This is a genomic window from Nocardia acididurans (assembly GCF_016741815.1).
Classification (GTDB): domain Bacteria; phylum Actinomycetota; class Actinomycetes; order Mycobacteriales; family Mycobacteriaceae; genus Nocardia; species Nocardia acididurans.
Genome location: NZ_JAERRJ010000001.1, coordinates 286,010 through 300,685, shown reverse-complemented (window position 1 = coordinate 300,685; position 14,676 = coordinate 286,010). Strand labels below are relative to the sequence as shown.

11 protein-coding genes are annotated in these 14,676 nt (G+C 68.9%); 7 read left to right on the top strand and 4 right to left on the bottom strand.

The genetic code is table 11. The features are described from left to right. Positions 1-142: 142 nt before the first annotated feature. The 6 genes from JK358_RS01350 (at position 143) to JK358_RS01325 (ending at position 7,445) form a co-directional block, all read left to right on the top strand. A complete protein-coding gene (locus JK358_RS01350; protein ID WP_201943730.1) occupies positions 143-1,390 on the top strand; it encodes an AI-2E family transporter in 1,248 nt (415 codons plus the stop codon). After that, a complete protein-coding gene (gene macS, locus JK358_RS01345; RefSeq protein WP_201942423.1) occupies positions 1,374-2,567 on the top strand; it encodes a MacS family sensor histidine kinase in 1,194 nt (397 codons plus the stop codon). Before JK358_RS01350 ends, macS begins: the two co-directional genes overlap by 17 nt. Before the next feature lie 65 nt (positions 2,568-2,632). Continuing rightward, on the top strand, positions 2,633-3,307 hold the full coding sequence (locus tag JK358_RS01340; protein ID WP_201943727.1) for a response regulator: 675 nt from the start codon (positions 2,633-2,635) through the stop codon (positions 3,305-3,307). Positions 3,308-3,366: 59 nt separating this feature from the next. Next, on the top strand, positions 3,367-4,071 hold the full coding sequence (locus JK358_RS01335; RefSeq protein ID WP_232850568.1) for a DUF1707 SHOCT-like domain-containing protein: 705 nt from the start codon (positions 3,367-3,369) through the stop codon (positions 4,069-4,071). Between the two features lie 87 nt (positions 4,072-4,158). After that, on the top strand, positions 4,159-4,980 hold the full coding sequence (locus tag JK358_RS01330) for an alpha/beta fold hydrolase (RefSeq protein ID WP_201942420.1): 822 nt from the start codon (positions 4,159-4,161) through the stop codon (positions 4,978-4,980). A 788-nt stretch (positions 4,981-5,768) separates the two neighbouring features. Beyond that, positions 5,769-7,445, top strand: coding sequence for a DUF2339 domain-containing protein (locus JK358_RS01325; RefSeq protein WP_201943723.1), 1,677 nt, complete (start codon positions 5,769-5,771; stop codon positions 7,443-7,445). Between the two features lie 140 nt (positions 7,446-7,585). Here JK358_RS01325 and JK358_RS01320 read toward each other — a convergent pair whose 3' ends face one another. From JK358_RS01320 to JK358_RS01305, 4 genes are read right to left on the bottom strand one after another with little or no spacing between them, the layout of a single operon-like run. Further along, complete coding sequence (locus JK358_RS01320; RefSeq protein ID WP_201942416.1) at positions 7,586-10,858, bottom strand: MMPL family transporter; 3,273 nt, start codon at positions 10,856-10,858, stop codon at positions 7,586-7,588. Continuing rightward, the gene (locus JK358_RS01315; protein WP_372440576.1) at positions 10,858-11,604 is read right to left on the bottom strand and encodes an NYN domain-containing protein; all 747 of its coding nucleotides are present in this window, start codon (positions 11,602-11,604) and stop codon (positions 10,858-10,860) included. The genes JK358_RS01320 and JK358_RS01315 overlap by 1 nt, the downstream gene beginning before the upstream one ends. Next, positions 11,601-12,350, bottom strand: coding sequence for a tRNA (guanosine(46)-N7)-methyltransferase TrmB (trmB, locus tag JK358_RS01310; RefSeq protein ID WP_201942413.1), 750 nt, complete (start codon positions 12,348-12,350; stop codon positions 11,601-11,603). The genes JK358_RS01315 and trmB overlap by 4 nt, the downstream gene beginning before the upstream one ends. 59 nt (positions 12,351-12,409) lie before the next feature. After that, positions 12,410-13,756, bottom strand: coding sequence for a lipase family protein (locus tag JK358_RS01305; RefSeq protein WP_201942410.1), 1,347 nt, complete (start codon positions 13,754-13,756; stop codon positions 12,410-12,412). Between the two features lie 490 nt (positions 13,757-14,246). On the opposite strand from JK358_RS01305, the gene JK358_RS01300 reads away from it, so the two are divergent. After that, positions 14,247-14,666, top strand: a complete 420-nt coding sequence (locus JK358_RS01300) for a hypothetical protein (protein WP_201942409.1) — start codon at positions 14,247-14,249, stop codon at positions 14,664-14,666. The last annotated feature ends 10 nt before the right edge of the window (positions 14,667-14,676 follow it).

The window sequence follows — 14,676 nt, the reverse complement described above, 5'->3', positions numbered from 1 at the left end:
TCGACGCGAAGGGGGTGCGAGGCCGCGCGGAGCACGACGACGGCATATTCCACACAGTAGGCTCGCGGAGGTGAGTCAGGCGCAGGCTGGGGAGACACCGAACTCGACGCCGAAGAAGGCACGTGGGCGCGATGCCGAGGCGGTGCATCCCCTCGTCCGTGAGGCCGCGGAGTGGTCGTGGCGGCTGCTGCTGATTCTGGCCGCGATCCTGGCGGTCGCCTATGTCGCGCACCGGTTGTCGGCGGTGATGATCCCGCTGTCCATCGCGCTGCTGGCGGCGGCGCTGCTCAACCCGCTGGTCGACATGATGCAGCGGTTCGGGGTGCCGCGCTCGCTCAGCGTGTTCGTGGCGCTGGTGGGATCCATCGGGTTGATGGCCGGGATCATGACCTTCGTCGTGGAACAGTTCGTGGTCGGCGTGCCGCAGCTGTCCGACGAGTTCAAGACCAGCGTGCACGAGATCCAGGACTGGCTGATCAACGGCCCGCTGCACATGAGCAACGAGCAGATCCGCAACGCCGGCGACACCATCGTCAAGACCATCGAGTCGAATCAGGACACGCTCACCAGCGGGGCGCTCACCACCGCCACCGTGATCGGCGAGTTCTTCACCGGCACCTTCCTGACGCTGTTCATCCTCATCTTCTTCCTCTACGGCGGCGACCAGATCTGGGAGTTCATCACCCGGATCATCCCCACCCAGAAGCGTGAACAGGTGCGCGTCGCCGGGCGGCTCGGCTTCGGCACCCTCACCGGGTTCGTGCGCGCCACCGTGATGGTGGCCGCCGTCGACGCCATCGGCATCGGCGCGGGCCTGGCGATCCTGAGCGTGCCGCTGGCGCTACCCCTGGCCTCACTGGTGTTCATCGGCGCGTTCATCCCGATCATCGGCTCCTTCATCGCCGGCTCGGTCGCGGTGTTCATCGCGCTCATGACCAAGGGCCTGGTGACGGCACTCATCGTGCTCGGCATCACCGTCGCGGTCATGCAGTTGGAAGGCCATGTGCTGCAACCGCTTCTGATGGGCCGCGCGGTGCGCATCCATCCGCTGGCCGTGGTGCTCGCCATCGCCGCGGGCGTGGTGCTTGCCGGTATCGCGGGCGGCCTGCTCGCCGTGCCGTTCGTGGCGGTGCTCAATACCGCCATCCGTTCCTTGCTGGCCGACACGCCCGAAGAGCTGTACCAGGATCTGCACACCGACGATCCGAGCAAACCCATGTACAGCGCCCGGCCCGACGACCCGGACGACGACTTCGACGAGGTCGCCTACCTGGCGGGCCGCCCGCAACCGGTCGGAAACGCGAAGTCGCCCGGTGCGTCCGGCGCGACCGAGCCCACCGGGAACGCCGCGCCCGACACCACGAAGCACGCCGGTGACGACACGGACTGAACCCGACCCCGCCACCATCGCGACCGCGCCGCTGTGGCGGGCCGCGCAGGCGCTGCGGCTGGTCACCCTGCTCTACGCGCTCGGGCAGCAGATCGCCTCGGTGCAGTACTACACCAATCAGCGTTTGAGCTGGGCGCTCATCGCGGTCATGGCGGTGTGGTCGGGGGCCTCGGCGATCCTGTTGTCGCAGTGGAACATCCGGCAGCATCCGTGGCTGCGGGTGTGCGTGGTCATCGGCGACCACATGGTCACCATCGCGCTCATCTTCGCCACCCGGCTCGTCGCCGACTACGAGTGGTATCACGGGCATCAGACGCTGCCGACCACCCTGTGGTGCGCGAACGCCGTCATCTCCGCGGCGATCCTGTGGGGGCCGTTCGGGGGCATCGGCTCCGGGCTGCTCATCTCCATGGCCATCATCACCGCGAGATCCCAATGGGAACTGGATGTCTGGCGCGACGCCACCCTGCCGGTGCTGCTGTCCGTCGGATTGGCGCTCGGCCTGGCCACCAACACCGCCAAGCGCGCACAGGAGCAGCTGCAACGGGCCGTGCGGCTCACGGCCGCCGCCGAGGAACGCGAACGCCTCGCACGCGAGGTGCACGACGGGGTACTCCAGGTGCTCAGCTACATCAAACGGCGCGGCAACGAAATCGGCGGTCCCACCGCCGAACTGGCGCAGCGGGCCGGGGAGCAGGAGGTCGCGCTGCGGGTGCTCATCTCCGAACAGGGCACTCGTACCGACACCGACGCCGGGGGAGCCGAGGAAGATCTGCGCCCGCTGCTCACCGCACAGGCCACCCCCTCGGTCTTCGTCTCCACGCCCGGTGAGCCCGTCCTCATCGGGCGCTTCGAAGCCCGCGAGATCACCGCCGCCGTCGCCGCCGCCCTCGTCAATGTCGCCCTGCACGCCGGTCCGGGCGCGAAAGCCTATGTGCTGCTGGAGGATACCGGCGACGAACTCATCGTCAGCGTGCGCGACGACGGCCCCGGCATCCCGCCCGGCCGCCTCGAACAGGCCGAACAGCAAGGGCGCATGGGAGTCTCACGCTCCATCATCGGCCGTATCGCCGCCATCGGCGGCACCGCCCACCTGCTGTTCGAAGCCGCCGCCGCCGACAACGACGAGGAGAACCCCGGGGCGGAATGGGAATTCCGGATCCCGCGCGAGACGTGACAATGGTGAGGATGCGGGCGCGACCCGCCCCGGAACGACGATGGCAGGCGACACGGGAGGTGGAGATGGCCGACAGTGCGGCCGAACGGATCTCGATCATGGTGGTCGACGACCATCCGATCTGGCGGGACGGCGTCGCCCGTGACCTCCAGGAACAGGGTTTCGACGTGGTCGCCACCGCCGACAGCGTCGCCGCCGCGGGCCGCCGGGCCGCGGCCGTGCAGCCCGCCGTCGTCCTGATGGATATGCAGCTCCCGGACGGGAACGGCGCGGACGCCACCGCCGAGGTGCTGCGCGTCTCCCCGCGCACGCACGTGCTGGTGCTGTCCGCCTCCGCCGAACGGGACGACGTACTCGAGGCCATCAAGGCCGGGGCCATCGGCTACCTGGTGAAAAGCGCCTCCGCCACCGAACTGCTGGAGGCCGTGCGGGCCACCGCCGCCGGGCAGGCCGTGTTCACGCCCGGACTCGCGGGGCTCGTACTCGGGGAGTACCGGCGCATCGCCAACACGCCGCCCGACCGCGACGAACCACACCGGCCCGCCCTCACCGACCGGGAGACCGAGGTGCTGCGCATGGTCGCGAAGGGCCTGTCCGCCAAGCAGATCGCCACCCGGCTCAGCCTCTCGCATCGCACGGTGGAGAACCATGTGCAGTCCACGCTGCGCAAACTGCAGCTGGGTAATCGGGTCGAGCTCACCCGCTACGCCATCGAACAGGGCCTCGACGGCGACGAATAGGGGCGGATTCAGGGATTGCCCTGATGCGGGAGCCGGTGCCCGCTGGCTAGCCTCGGAGTATGGGGTCTGAAGCTATGTCCGGCGCCGAACCCGCGCCCGTGGTCGGTGAGCGCGATCTACGGGTGTCCGACAGCGAACGCGAGCACGTGGGACGGCTGCTGCAGCGCGCGGTCGGACTCGGCATGCTCTCCCTCGGCGAATTCACCGAACGCATGGATACCGCGCTCGCCGCCAAAACCCGCGGTGAACTGAACGCGGTCCTCGTCGACCTGCCCGGCATCCGGCTGGTGGGGCAGCCCGCGCAGCCGCAGCAGGCGCCGCCGCGCTACGTGCACACGCCGCAGCAGCCGCGCATGCCGCAGTTCGCGCCAAGCTCGGTGCATCCGGTCATGCCCGGCAATGTGATTCGCACACGCATGTCGGCGGTGACCCGCAAGGGCAAGTGGCAGGTGCCGCCGGTGCTGATCATCGACAGCAATATGGCCGCCGTGGAGCTGGACTTCACTCAGGCCATCATGTCCACCCAGGTGGTGGAGATCCGGGTGCGCCATCAGCTCGGCTCGCTCGAGCTGATCGTGCCGTCCGAGGCCACCGTGGATATGAACGGGCTGCAACTGCTCGGCGCGAGCGTCAACAACAAGGTGCGCACCGGGCCGCCGCTGGGCCCGCTGCACCTGATCATCCACGGGCAGATGCGGTTGGGATCGATCACCGCGCGGCATCCCTTCAGTGCGCACTGGAAGCGGTTCCTGGAAGGGTTCTGACGGATCGGGCTGTCCCGCAGCGGGTTCCGCCCCCGCCGCCGAAAACCGCTCCGGCAGCGGTCCCGCGCGATCGGTATCGTCACCTGCATGGTGCAAGTCGTTCCCACCGGATCCACTCCGGAACCCCAGCTCCGGACCGGTCGCGGCGAACCGCTCCTGCTCCTGCACGGCGCGCTGCTCACCTGGGAATCCTGGATCCCGGCGCTCGACGACCTGGCCGCTGATCACGACCTGCTCGCCCTCACCCTGCCCGGCCATCACGGCGGACCCGACGCCGCACGGCCCGCCACCATCGTCTCCCTCGCCGACCACGCCGAACGGGCCCTGGACGCCGCGGGCTGGGACACCGCGCACCTGGCCGGAAACTCGCTGGGCGGCTGGCTCGCCCTCGAACTCGCAGCTCGCGGCCGTGCCCGCACCGTCACCGCCATCGCACCGGCCGGACTCTGGCGCACCCCCGACGCCGCCGACTCCCTGCTCCGCAAATTCCGCACCTTCGGACCACTCATCGGTCTCGACACCGACGCCCCGCCCGCGCGCCCCTCGCTCATCCGCAGCCTGCTGCTACCCCTACTGGCGCATCGCCCGGGCACCGTCCCCAATCACGTCGCCAAGGCCATGGCCGCCGCCCCCGCCAACTGCACCATCGTCGAGGAGATCGCCGAAGACCCGGATCTACCAACGGGATTCACCGGCTTGGACACCCTCACCGTCCCCGTCACGATCCTGCTCCCCGAACACGACCGCGTCCTGCCGCCCCACATCTACGCACCTCTCGCGCCGACCCCTACCCGCGAAATCCGCCACCTCCCCGGTGTGGGTCACATCCCCATGCTCGAAGCCCCCGCCCTCATCACCGCCGAAATCCGCGCCACCGTCACCCGCGCCGCCGCCGCCCGAACCGCCTGACCTGCACGAGCGGACCACTACCCGCCCGAATTCGGGTAGGAATCGACCATCGCCCCGGGTGTTTCTACTCATGCCCCGCCCCGCGCCCGGCCGAGAGTATGACTGGCATGAACACCGCCATCGATCCCCGGCTGATCGCACGACTGTCGAGTGAGTTCGCGGCGCTCGGACAGCACATGGGTGTCCTCGGCCGAGACCTCGAAACCCTGCACTGCCAGGTCCTCGCCGAGCACCGGCAGCACACCGCCCCCATCCCCGACCCGCCCGTCACCGCGCAGGTGCCGGGCGCTTCTTCGCGCGCGGCAGACCTATCGGAGCGGCAAGCCGCAGCCCCCGGTACACCCCACCGCGCAGCGGAAGTTCCCGGCGCAGCGCCGATCTCGCCGCCCGGCACCGCCCCGGTCGAAGGCTCCACCGGTGCGGTCCATCCGGCAGCGCAAACCGCAGACCCAAGCGGCGGAGCGGGTTCACCTGCGGAGCACGGAGATTCGCCGATCCGCGCGGCGGTGCACGCCCCGTCCACACCGCCGGTAGTCGTTCCGCCTGCCGGAGTGCTTCCGCACCAGATGCCCGGCGCGTTCCCGGGCGGATACGCCGCCGCTGCCGGATCGGTACCTCCCGGTGCGCACGGTACTTCTGCCGCAGGGCAGGGCTATGCGTCGCCGTGGGCGGCTGCCGCCGCCGCGGACACCTCCTCCCCGAGTGTGGCTCAGGGGTCGGAGGCGGCGTTCATTCCGCCTGCGGCGCAGGGCTATTCGCAGTCGGCCGGTGGCGGTGCGCCGGGTGGGATGCGACCGGGGTGGCAGGGGGTTGCGCCGTATCAGGGCTACCCCGCGATGCCGGGGCCGCAGCGGGTGCGGAATCGGGAGCCGCGGACGCCGTGGTGGCAGCGGGAAGGTGTGATCAGCCGGGTGCTGGCGGTGGCCGGGGTGGGGGTCACGCTGATCGGCGTGATGATGCTGCTGGTGCTGGCGGCGCAGGCGGGGTTCTTCGGGCCGGTGCCGAGAGTTGTTGCGGGAGCTGTGTTCTCGGGAGCGCTCGTGGCCGCGGCCGTGCGGGTGCACGGGCGGGCCGGAGGATATGTGGGGGCGGTGGCGCTGGCGGCTACGGGTATCGCAGGGGGATATCTGGATGTCGTCGCGGTGACCAGTGTTTACGACTGGTTGCACCCGGTGGTGGGATACCTGGCCGCGTTCGGGATCGCGGCGGGCGGCGTGGCGCTGGCGGTGCAGTGGCGGTCGCAGGCGCTGGCCGTGCTGGTGGTGGCGGGGGCGGCTGTGCTGTCGCCGTTCATCACCACCGAGATCGCTCTGCTCGTCTTCCTCATCGTGCTGCAAATCGCCGCTGTGCCGGTGCAATTGGTGCGGGACTGGCCGTATCTGCACATTGTGCGGACACTGCCGGCGGCGTTCGCGACGCTGATCGCGGTCACCCTGCAGGGGATCGACGCGGCCGACGGGCATCGGGGACAGCTGCTCGTCGCGGCCGTGGCCGTTGCCACCACGGGGCTGATCGGGGCGGTGCTCGTGGTGCGACGCCGGGCCGGTGACGTCACCGCGAGCATGACCTTCGCGGTCGCCGCCATTACGCTGCTCGTGGCTCCGGCCATGTTCTCGCGGCCGCTGTCGACCATGGTGGCGGTGGGATTCGCGGTGGTGCTGTACGCGGTGGCCGTGACACCCTGGCTGCCGAAACTCGCTGCGCGAGTTCCCGTTCCGGGCCATCTCGCGGCGGTGTCGGCGGTGGCGGGCGCGTGCGCGCTGTTCGTGGCGGCCTTCTCGGCCACCACCGTGAAGACGTTGCCGGTGGTGCTGTTCATGATGGCGCTGGGCTTCCTCGCGGTCGGTGGTCAGCAGCGGTCGAAGTTCGCCGCCTGGATCGGCGCGGTGTTCGCCGGGCTCGGTGCGGCCGTGTTCATCGATATCGCGGCCCCGCGCATGCTGTCCTCGCAGCGTTCCGCCGAACTGCACCTCGGCATTTCGACCGCACTCGCGGCCGTCGTCGCGCTGGGCGTGGTGGCCATGGCGCTGTGGTGCGCCCGCCGGGTGGGGCTGCTCGGCAGTGAGAACACCACCTCCACGGCGGCCGTCCTCGCCGGACTGCTCGGCCTCTACGCGGTCACCGTGCTCACGGTCTCGCTCGGCGTCGCCACCGGCAACCCCGACGGGTTCCTGGCCGGGCACGGTATCGCCACCATCGTCTGGATGGTGACCGCCACCGCCGCCCTGCTGTTCGGCCTGCGCCGCCTCGCACACACCCCGCAGCAGGCGAAGGTCGCGCTGGCGGGCGGGCTGCTGGTCACCGCCGCGGCGCTGGCCAAACTGTTCCTCTTCGACCTGGCCACGCTGGACGGCCTGGTGCGGGCGGCGGCCTTCCTGGCAGTCGGCGTCCTGCTGCTGCTGGTGGGCACGCGGTACGCGCGCACCTTTGCTGAAGCGGCCGACCGGGGAGCGCCGTCGCACTGACATCGACGGTTGGCGGCCCCGCATCCGACAGGATGCGGGGCCCACCGCTGTCGTCCGAATCAGTGTGCGGTGAACCGGGTTTCGCCGGAAATGCGGAAGGCCCGGCCGGATGATGTCCGGCCGGGCCTTCGCGTGTTCGGTCAGTCGCGGTTCTGGCGGCGTAGTAGTTCGTTGACGCTCACCGTGCGGCCCTCGCCGCCGCGGTGTTTGCCCTCGTCGTCCTGCTCGCCACCACGTCGGCGCGCGGAGCGGAGGTCGGACATCCACTGCTCGATGCTGTTGCGGCCATCGCCCTGGGCCTCGTCATCCGCCGCGTGGTGGGTCGGATGCGGTTCCGTGGCAGCGGTTTCCGCGGGCTGCGCCGGTTCGGGGGGCTGGGGCTGGTACAGCTGGGCGCGGGTCGCCGGGTGCGGCGGCACCTTGAGCGACGGCGGCGGGAGCACCCGCTCCGCACCCGCGACCGGTTGCGCCGGAGGCTGCGGATCCGACTGCGGCGCAGCCGAATCCGGCCTGCCGGTCGCGGCGCCCGCCTGCAGCATCTCCGAGAAGGTCAGCGACCCGCCGGAACCTGCCTGCGGTGCGGCCGAACCTGCCTGCGGCGGAACGGAACCCGCTGCTGGTGGCACCGAACCTGCTGCCGGTGGGATCGAACCCGCTGCCGGTGGGATCGAACCCGCTGCCGGTGGCACCGAACCTGCTGCTGGTGGCACCGAACCTGCTGCTGGTCGGATCGAGCCTGCCGGGGGCGGGACCGAACCCTGTTGCGGCGCATCCGGACCCGGCTGCGACACCGACGGGACCGATCCGGCCGTGCCCGGCTTCTGCGCGAACGCCCCGTCCTGGCCGCGGGACGCGGCCTGCTCGGTCACGCCGGTACCGGGCCGCGCGCCGGAGTTTCCGGGCGCGTTGAAGGCCGACTGCGTGAACGAGCCGTCGGCGGTGCGATCCGACTGCGAAGCCGCACCCGCGGCCGAATTGCCCTTGCCCGGCGTACCGGGTTGCGCAGGGGCGGAAGGCGTTCCGGGCTTTGCGGTGCCTGCCGACGGCTGCACGGCGACGGGTTTGGTCGCCACCTCGTCGAGGGCCTGGGTGGGCGCCTCGCTGTCGACGTCGATCGTGCGGGCCGTGCGGCGCGGCTTGCGCGGGGAGCGCGGGAGCGAGCCGTCGGCCAGCGCCGGGATCTGCATGGTGACCGGGTCGGTGATGGGCGTGGTCTTGACCAGGTCGACCACTTCCTCACCGCCGGGGCGCTCGTCGTCGAGGATGGGTTCGCCCAGGCCGATCTTCTGCTGGATCTTCTTCATCCAGGCCGGAGCCCACCAGCAGTCGTCACCGAGCAGCTTCATGGTGGCGGGCACCAGCAGCATGCGCAGCACGGTGGCGTCGATGAGCAGCGCCGCCACCATGCCGTAGGCGATGTACTGCATCATCACCAGGTCGGAGAAGGCGAACGCACCTGTCACCACGAGCAGGATCAGTGCCGCCGCGGTGATGATGCGGCCGGTCTGCGCGGTGCCGATGCGGACGGCCTCGGTGGTCGACGCGCCCTGGGTGCGCGCTTCGACCATGCGGGACAGCAGGAATACCTCGTAGTCGATGGACAGGCCGTAGATGATCGCGATGATCAGCACCAGCACCGGCGACATGATCGGCTGTGGCGTGAAGTTCAGCAGTGACGCGCCGTGCCCGTCGATGAAGATCCACGTCAGGATGCCCAGTGTGGAGCCGAGGCCGAGCGCGCTCATGAGCGCGGCCTTCAGCGGCAGCACGAGTGACCCGAAGGTCAGGAACATCAGCACGGTGGTGATCAGCAGGACCAGTGCGATCATGATCGGCATCCGGTCCAGCAGCGAGTTGACGCTGTCCATCATCAGCACCGGTTGCCCGGTGACGAAGACCTCCGCGTCCTCGGGCACCTCCATGGACCGCAGATAGTCGACGGTGTCCTCGGGATGCGCGCTGTCCTCGACGGTCGCCTCGGTGACCCACACGTTGGAACCGTTGGGCGGCTTGGACGGAACGCCGAACACCGAGTTCTTCACCAGTCCGGGCGCCTGATTCGCCTGCGAGAGAATCTGCCCGATATTGCGCGAGTTGTCGGTGACGATCACCAGCTGCACCGGGTCGGCCTTGCGCAGCGGGAAGATCTCGTCGAAGTGCTCCTGCGCCACACGCGTCGGATTGTCCGGCGGCAGATAGGTTTCCGAGATACCGCCGAACTGCAGGTTCTTCACCGGAATGATGAGCAGCAGCAGCACGATCACCAGCGGGATCGCGACCTTGAGCGGATGCTTCATCACCCATGCGGTGAGCTTGCCCCAGAAGCCGTTCTCGATCTCGTCCGCGGTCTTGGTCTTGTTGATCCACTTCAGGCTCAGGCTGTCCACGCGCCGGCCGAGGATGGCGAGGATGGCGGGCAGCACGGTGAGCGAGGACACCATGGCCAGCAGTACGGCGGCGATGGTTCCGTAGGCGACCGATTTCAGGAAGCCCTGTGGGAACAGCAGCATGCCCGCACTGGCCGCGATGATCATGGTCGCCGAGGAGGTGACGGTGCGCCCGGCCGTCATCACCGTCCGGCGCACGGCGGCCTTGGTGTCGTAGCCCTCGGCCAGCTCCTCACGGAAGCGGCTCACGATGAACAGGCCGTAGTCGATGGCCAGGCCGAGGCCGATCATCGACACCACGGCGCTGACGAACGAGTTCACCTCGGCGAACTTGGTCAGCGCCATGACGATGCCGTTGGCGGCGATGATGGTCAGACCGCCGATGATGAGCGGCAGCGAGGCCGCGACGACACCGCCGAAGATGAAGAACAGCAGTACCGCGACCGCGGGCAGCGCGATCAACTCCATGCGCTTCACATCGCTGGCGATGGTGTCGTTCAGCGTGAAGGCCACCGGCTGCAGACCGGCGACCTCGGTCTTGATGCCCGGAACAGCGAAGACGTTCTGAACCGCCTTGTAGTTGTTCAGCATCTCGGTGTCGCTGTTGCCGTTCAGCGCGATGGACGCGAAGGCGTACTTCTTGTCCTTGCTGCCGAACACATTCGGGGCCCACTCGCCGGTATCGGTTTTGTAGTAGGCGCCGTTGATCTTCGCGATCTGCGGATACTTCTCCGGCAGGCTGTTGAGGCTGTCGGTGATTTCCTTGCTGACCTGCGGATCGTCGATGGTCTTGCCGTCGGGTGCGGTGTACAGCACCAGGACGTCGGCATTGTGGTCGCGACCGTATGCCTGATCCTTGACGACGGCGGCCTTGACCGATTCCGAGGTGGGGTCGAACCATCCGCTGGAGCTGAGATGATCTGCCAGCCCAAGCCCGTAGCCACCGAGGGCGAGGAACGCGGCGACGGCGACACCTAGAACAGTGAAGCGCAGCTTGTAGACCAGGTCGCCCCAGCGGGTGAACACTAAGCGACTCCTTGAGCGGGGCGGGAGGTGAGCAGCGCGGACAGCGGCCGGAACGGCTGCAGCCAGGCTCCCTCGTCGGGCAGCGAGTCGAGGCTGACCCTGGGCAGCGGTTCACGGAACACGCCCGGGATGTCCTCGAGGTCGATGAACTCGAGAATATCCGACGTGACGGCCCAACTCGCGTGCTCGCGGAATCCCAGTACTTGGACAGGGACGCCGCTGTGCGCGATTTCCTCCAGGGGCGCGCGGAAGGCCTGGCCATCGGCCGAGGCCACCATGATGCCCGCGAGTCCCGCGCCGCGACGGCGTAGCTCGATGTGTCCGAGCATGTCGCTGTCGACATCGGAATCTTCGTCGATCTTGGGTTTGGCGAAGACGGCGTAGCCGACATTGCGCAGCGCCTCGACCCACGGTCGCACCACGTCGGCGGTGCCGGGGGCGATATTGGTGAAGACGGTGGCCTCGGGTTCGACCCGGGTCGGGCTGCCGACGGACAGTTCGGCGGTGCGGGCCAGCAGCCAGCGGCCGAGCGCGTCGAAGCGCGGGCGGTACGCGGCCGTGGGCCGGCCGCCGAGTATCGCGCCCAGACCCATATCGAGGTTGGGTGCGTCCCACACCAGCAGTACCCGGCGCACATCCGGGACGCTACTGGACAAGCTCGTGGTGCCCGTTAGTTCGGTCGACGAGGTGCCGTGCATTATTTCGGCAACATCCGCGACGTCGCGGGCCATCTCACTGACGCTCATGATTCGATCTTCCCCCAGATGAACTCCGTGATGGCGCTACCCGCGCTGAGTCCTTTGTTTTCGAATTTGGTAATCGGGCGTTCAAAACCGATCGGTGCGGTTTCTCGCCAGTCCTCCGAACGCCCCCCGGTCGTTTCATTCAGGCCGATGAGCTGGGGTTCTCCCGCTCCGACCTCCGCAATCTGTTCCGCGTAATCGGCGTGATCAGTTGCGACATGCAGCACACCGCCCGGCTTCAGGCGACTTGCGATAAGTGTCAGGGTCGCGGGCTGCAACAGCCGTCGCTTGTGATGGCGCGCCTTCGGCCACGGGTCCGGAAAGAACACGCGAACACCGGTCAGCGATTCGGGAGCAACCATATTTTCCAGAACATCCACCGCATCACCGCGCAGCAACCGGAGATTGGTGATGTTCTCGCGCTCGATGCGCTGCACCAGCTGGGCCAGGCCCGGCTTGTACACCTCGATGCCGATCAGATTGAACTGCGGCTCGGCCTGCGCCATGGCCGCGGTGGCCGTGCCGGTGCCGCAGCCGATCTCGATGATCAGCGGTGCGGACCGGCCGAACCACGCGTCGGCGTTCAGCGGCTCGTCGGCGACGTCACGGCCGATTTCCGGCCACAGCCGATCCCAGGCGTCCTGCCGCGTCGGGGAGATGGCCCCGCGGCGCATGCGGAAGCTGGTCACCCGGGGGTACAGACGGTTGCCGCTGGGACGGGCTGCATCGGCGTCGTTCACGGCGTCCATTGTCCAGTATTGGATGATTAGCGCAGCAATCGGTTACGCCTACCGGTCCGGGCGCTCGGTCAGGCCGCCAGGCCGGCCGCGGTATCGGCGGGCTGCTCGGCCTGCCTGGTCAGGGGCAGTCCGAGCGTGACTCGCATTGCGGCAGTTGCCATTTCCACCATGCTGCGCCAGTGCGCCGAGGCAAATGCGACCGACCAGACGGTCTTTGTCGTGGGGGCTTGCAGCGGCTTGCCGTCGATCCGGTCGGCCAGCCAATCCAGGCTGATCGGCGTCGACAGCGGCAGCAGCGAGAAATGCTCACTCAGGCGATCCCGGACGTACCAGACCGCCGCGCCGGAATCCCGGTAGCGGCCCACCTGACCATCGATGCCGTCGATATGAATGACCTGGTCGTTCACCGGCGTCACCACCAGCACCGGACAGGCCGGGGCCGAATTGCCCAGGCGGATATCGTCGAAGACGTCCTCCAGCTGCGGCAGGATCTCGTCGAGCGGGCGGTGCAGGAAGCGATCCATCGGACGGCCCACCAGCAACGGCAGCGCCGCGATCGGTCCCAGACCGGCCATCCGATCGAGCATGCGGCGGCCGTCGGGGGTGAGATCGTTGTCCACCACCTCCGCCAGCGCGGGATACACATTGCGCAGCGCCGCGAACACGATCGCCGGGAAACCCGAGAACAGGCCGCCGTTCAGACGCAGCAGCACCTGTTTGGGATCGCCGACCGGCGCGCCCAGCACCGCGCCGACGATATGCAGTTCCGGCGCGTACTCAGGTGCCATCTCGATCGCCCAGGAACTGGCCATGCCGCCGCCCGAATAGCCCCACACCGCCACCTTGGTGTCGGAACGCAGGCCCATCGGGGCGAAGCGCAGGGCCGCGCGCACGCCGTCCAGGGCGCGGTAGCCGGGTTCGCGGGCCGCGCCGAAGGCGCCCTGCGGGCCCTCGTGATCGGCGATGCTCACCGCCCAGCCGCGCCGCAGCGCATTGGCCACCAGCAGCCACTCCAGCTGCGTGATCGAGCCCGGCGCGACCGCGCCCCTGCGCAGCGCGTAGGAGGGCGCACAGCGGTCGGTCACCGCGTCCATGGCGGACTGGAAGGCCAGCAGTGGCCGATCACCGTCCGGCGCAGCGCCTTTCGGCAGCAGCACGGTGGTGACGGCGACCTCGGGCTGTCCGTTGAGATCGGTGCTGCGGTAGAGCAGCTGCCAGGCCGTCACCTGCTGCGGGATGATCCCGAACAGGGCGAGTTCGACCGTGCGGCTGCGCAGGATCGTGCCCGGCGTGTGCATGGCGAACCCGGAGGGCGCGCGGAAGAAGGGATCCCGGCTCGGTGGCACCGGCCGGTCCGCGGCGGCCGGTCTGCCGCTGGGCTCCGCATTTCCGATGACGTCGGCGGTGACGGCCATCGCAACCTCCTCACGAGTTCCGGCACGGGGCCGGACCCGATCGAGTCGCACCACCACACCGCACAATCGACCGCATGGTCGACCGGATCGAAACAGTAGGTGAATGACGAGTTCCTGTGAAGAGGAGTCGCACCGAATTGTGCTGTGGCACAGGTAGACCCAAATACCGGGGGCACGGTCGATCCCGCTCACCGGACACCGTGGCGGTGGCGTGCCCGAACTTCCGGCGCCCTACCGGGCCGCGCACTAGGCTGCCCCTGTGTCGGCAGGGCGACCCCCGCGCATCCAGATCACCGGCCGCTCCCGGGCCGGCAAATCCACCCTGCGAAATGCATTGTCGCTCTTGACGGCCGAGGAAACCCGACCGGTCGATCACCCCTGGCAAACCACCCCGGTCCTCCACGGTGACCTGGTCGTCTATGTACTCACCGGACCTCCCGGGCCAACGGACAGACAACTCACAGCGGCGTTAACACCCCGGCGAACAATTGTGGTTCTCAACAAGGCCGAAACCATAGGGACCCGTTGGTCCGATGCGGCGGCAGAGGCGGACCGCAGCGCCGAGGTTCTCGGCCTGCCCGTCTTCCCGGTCGTGGCCGCGCTCGCCGCGCGCACCCGCACCACCACGATCACACCGGCCGACCTCGACACCCTGCGACGTCATCGGCATCGCACGGATCCGGCCTGCACACTCCTCGCCGACCGCTTCCTCTCCGCCGAACTCGGGGCCGACATCGCCGATCGCCGCGCCCTGCTGGAGCGCTGGGATCTCTACGGTGTGGCCTGCGCACTCACCGCCCTTCGCCATGATCCGGCGCTGACGGCTCGGCAACTGCTGCAGATCCTGCACTGCGCCAGTGGAATCGACCCGCTCCACCACGAAATCCACCGCCGCTATCGGCGGCTGTAGGACGGGCGAC

Bases quoted from the DNA above. Each gene is read 5' to 3' on its own strand.
- JK358_RS01340 (WP_201943727.1), top strand. From the start codon at position 2,633: ATGGCCGACAGTGCGGCCGAACGGATCTCGATCATGGTGGTCGACGAC.
- JK358_RS01335 (WP_232850568.1), top strand. From the start codon at position 3,367: ATGGGGTCTGAAGCTATGTCCGGCGCCGAACCCGCGCCCGTGGTCGGT.
- JK358_RS01330 (WP_201942420.1), top strand. From the start codon at position 4,159: ATGGTGCAAGTCGTTCCCACCGGATCCACTCCGGAACCCCAGCTCCGG.
- JK358_RS01325 (WP_201943723.1), top strand. From the start codon at position 5,769: ATGCGACCGGGGTGGCAGGGGGTTGCGCCGTATCAGGGCTACCCCGCG.
- JK358_RS01315 (WP_372440576.1), bottom strand. From the start codon at position 11,604: ATGAGCGTCAGTGAGATGGCCCGCGACGTCGCGGATGTTGCCGAAATA.
- trmB (WP_201942413.1), bottom strand. From the start codon at position 12,350: ATGGACGCCGTGAACGACGCCGATGCAGCCCGTCCCAGCGGCAACCGT.
- JK358_RS01305 (WP_201942410.1), bottom strand. From the start codon at position 13,756: ATGGCCGTCACCGCCGACGTCATCGGAAATGCGGAGCCCAGCGGCAGA.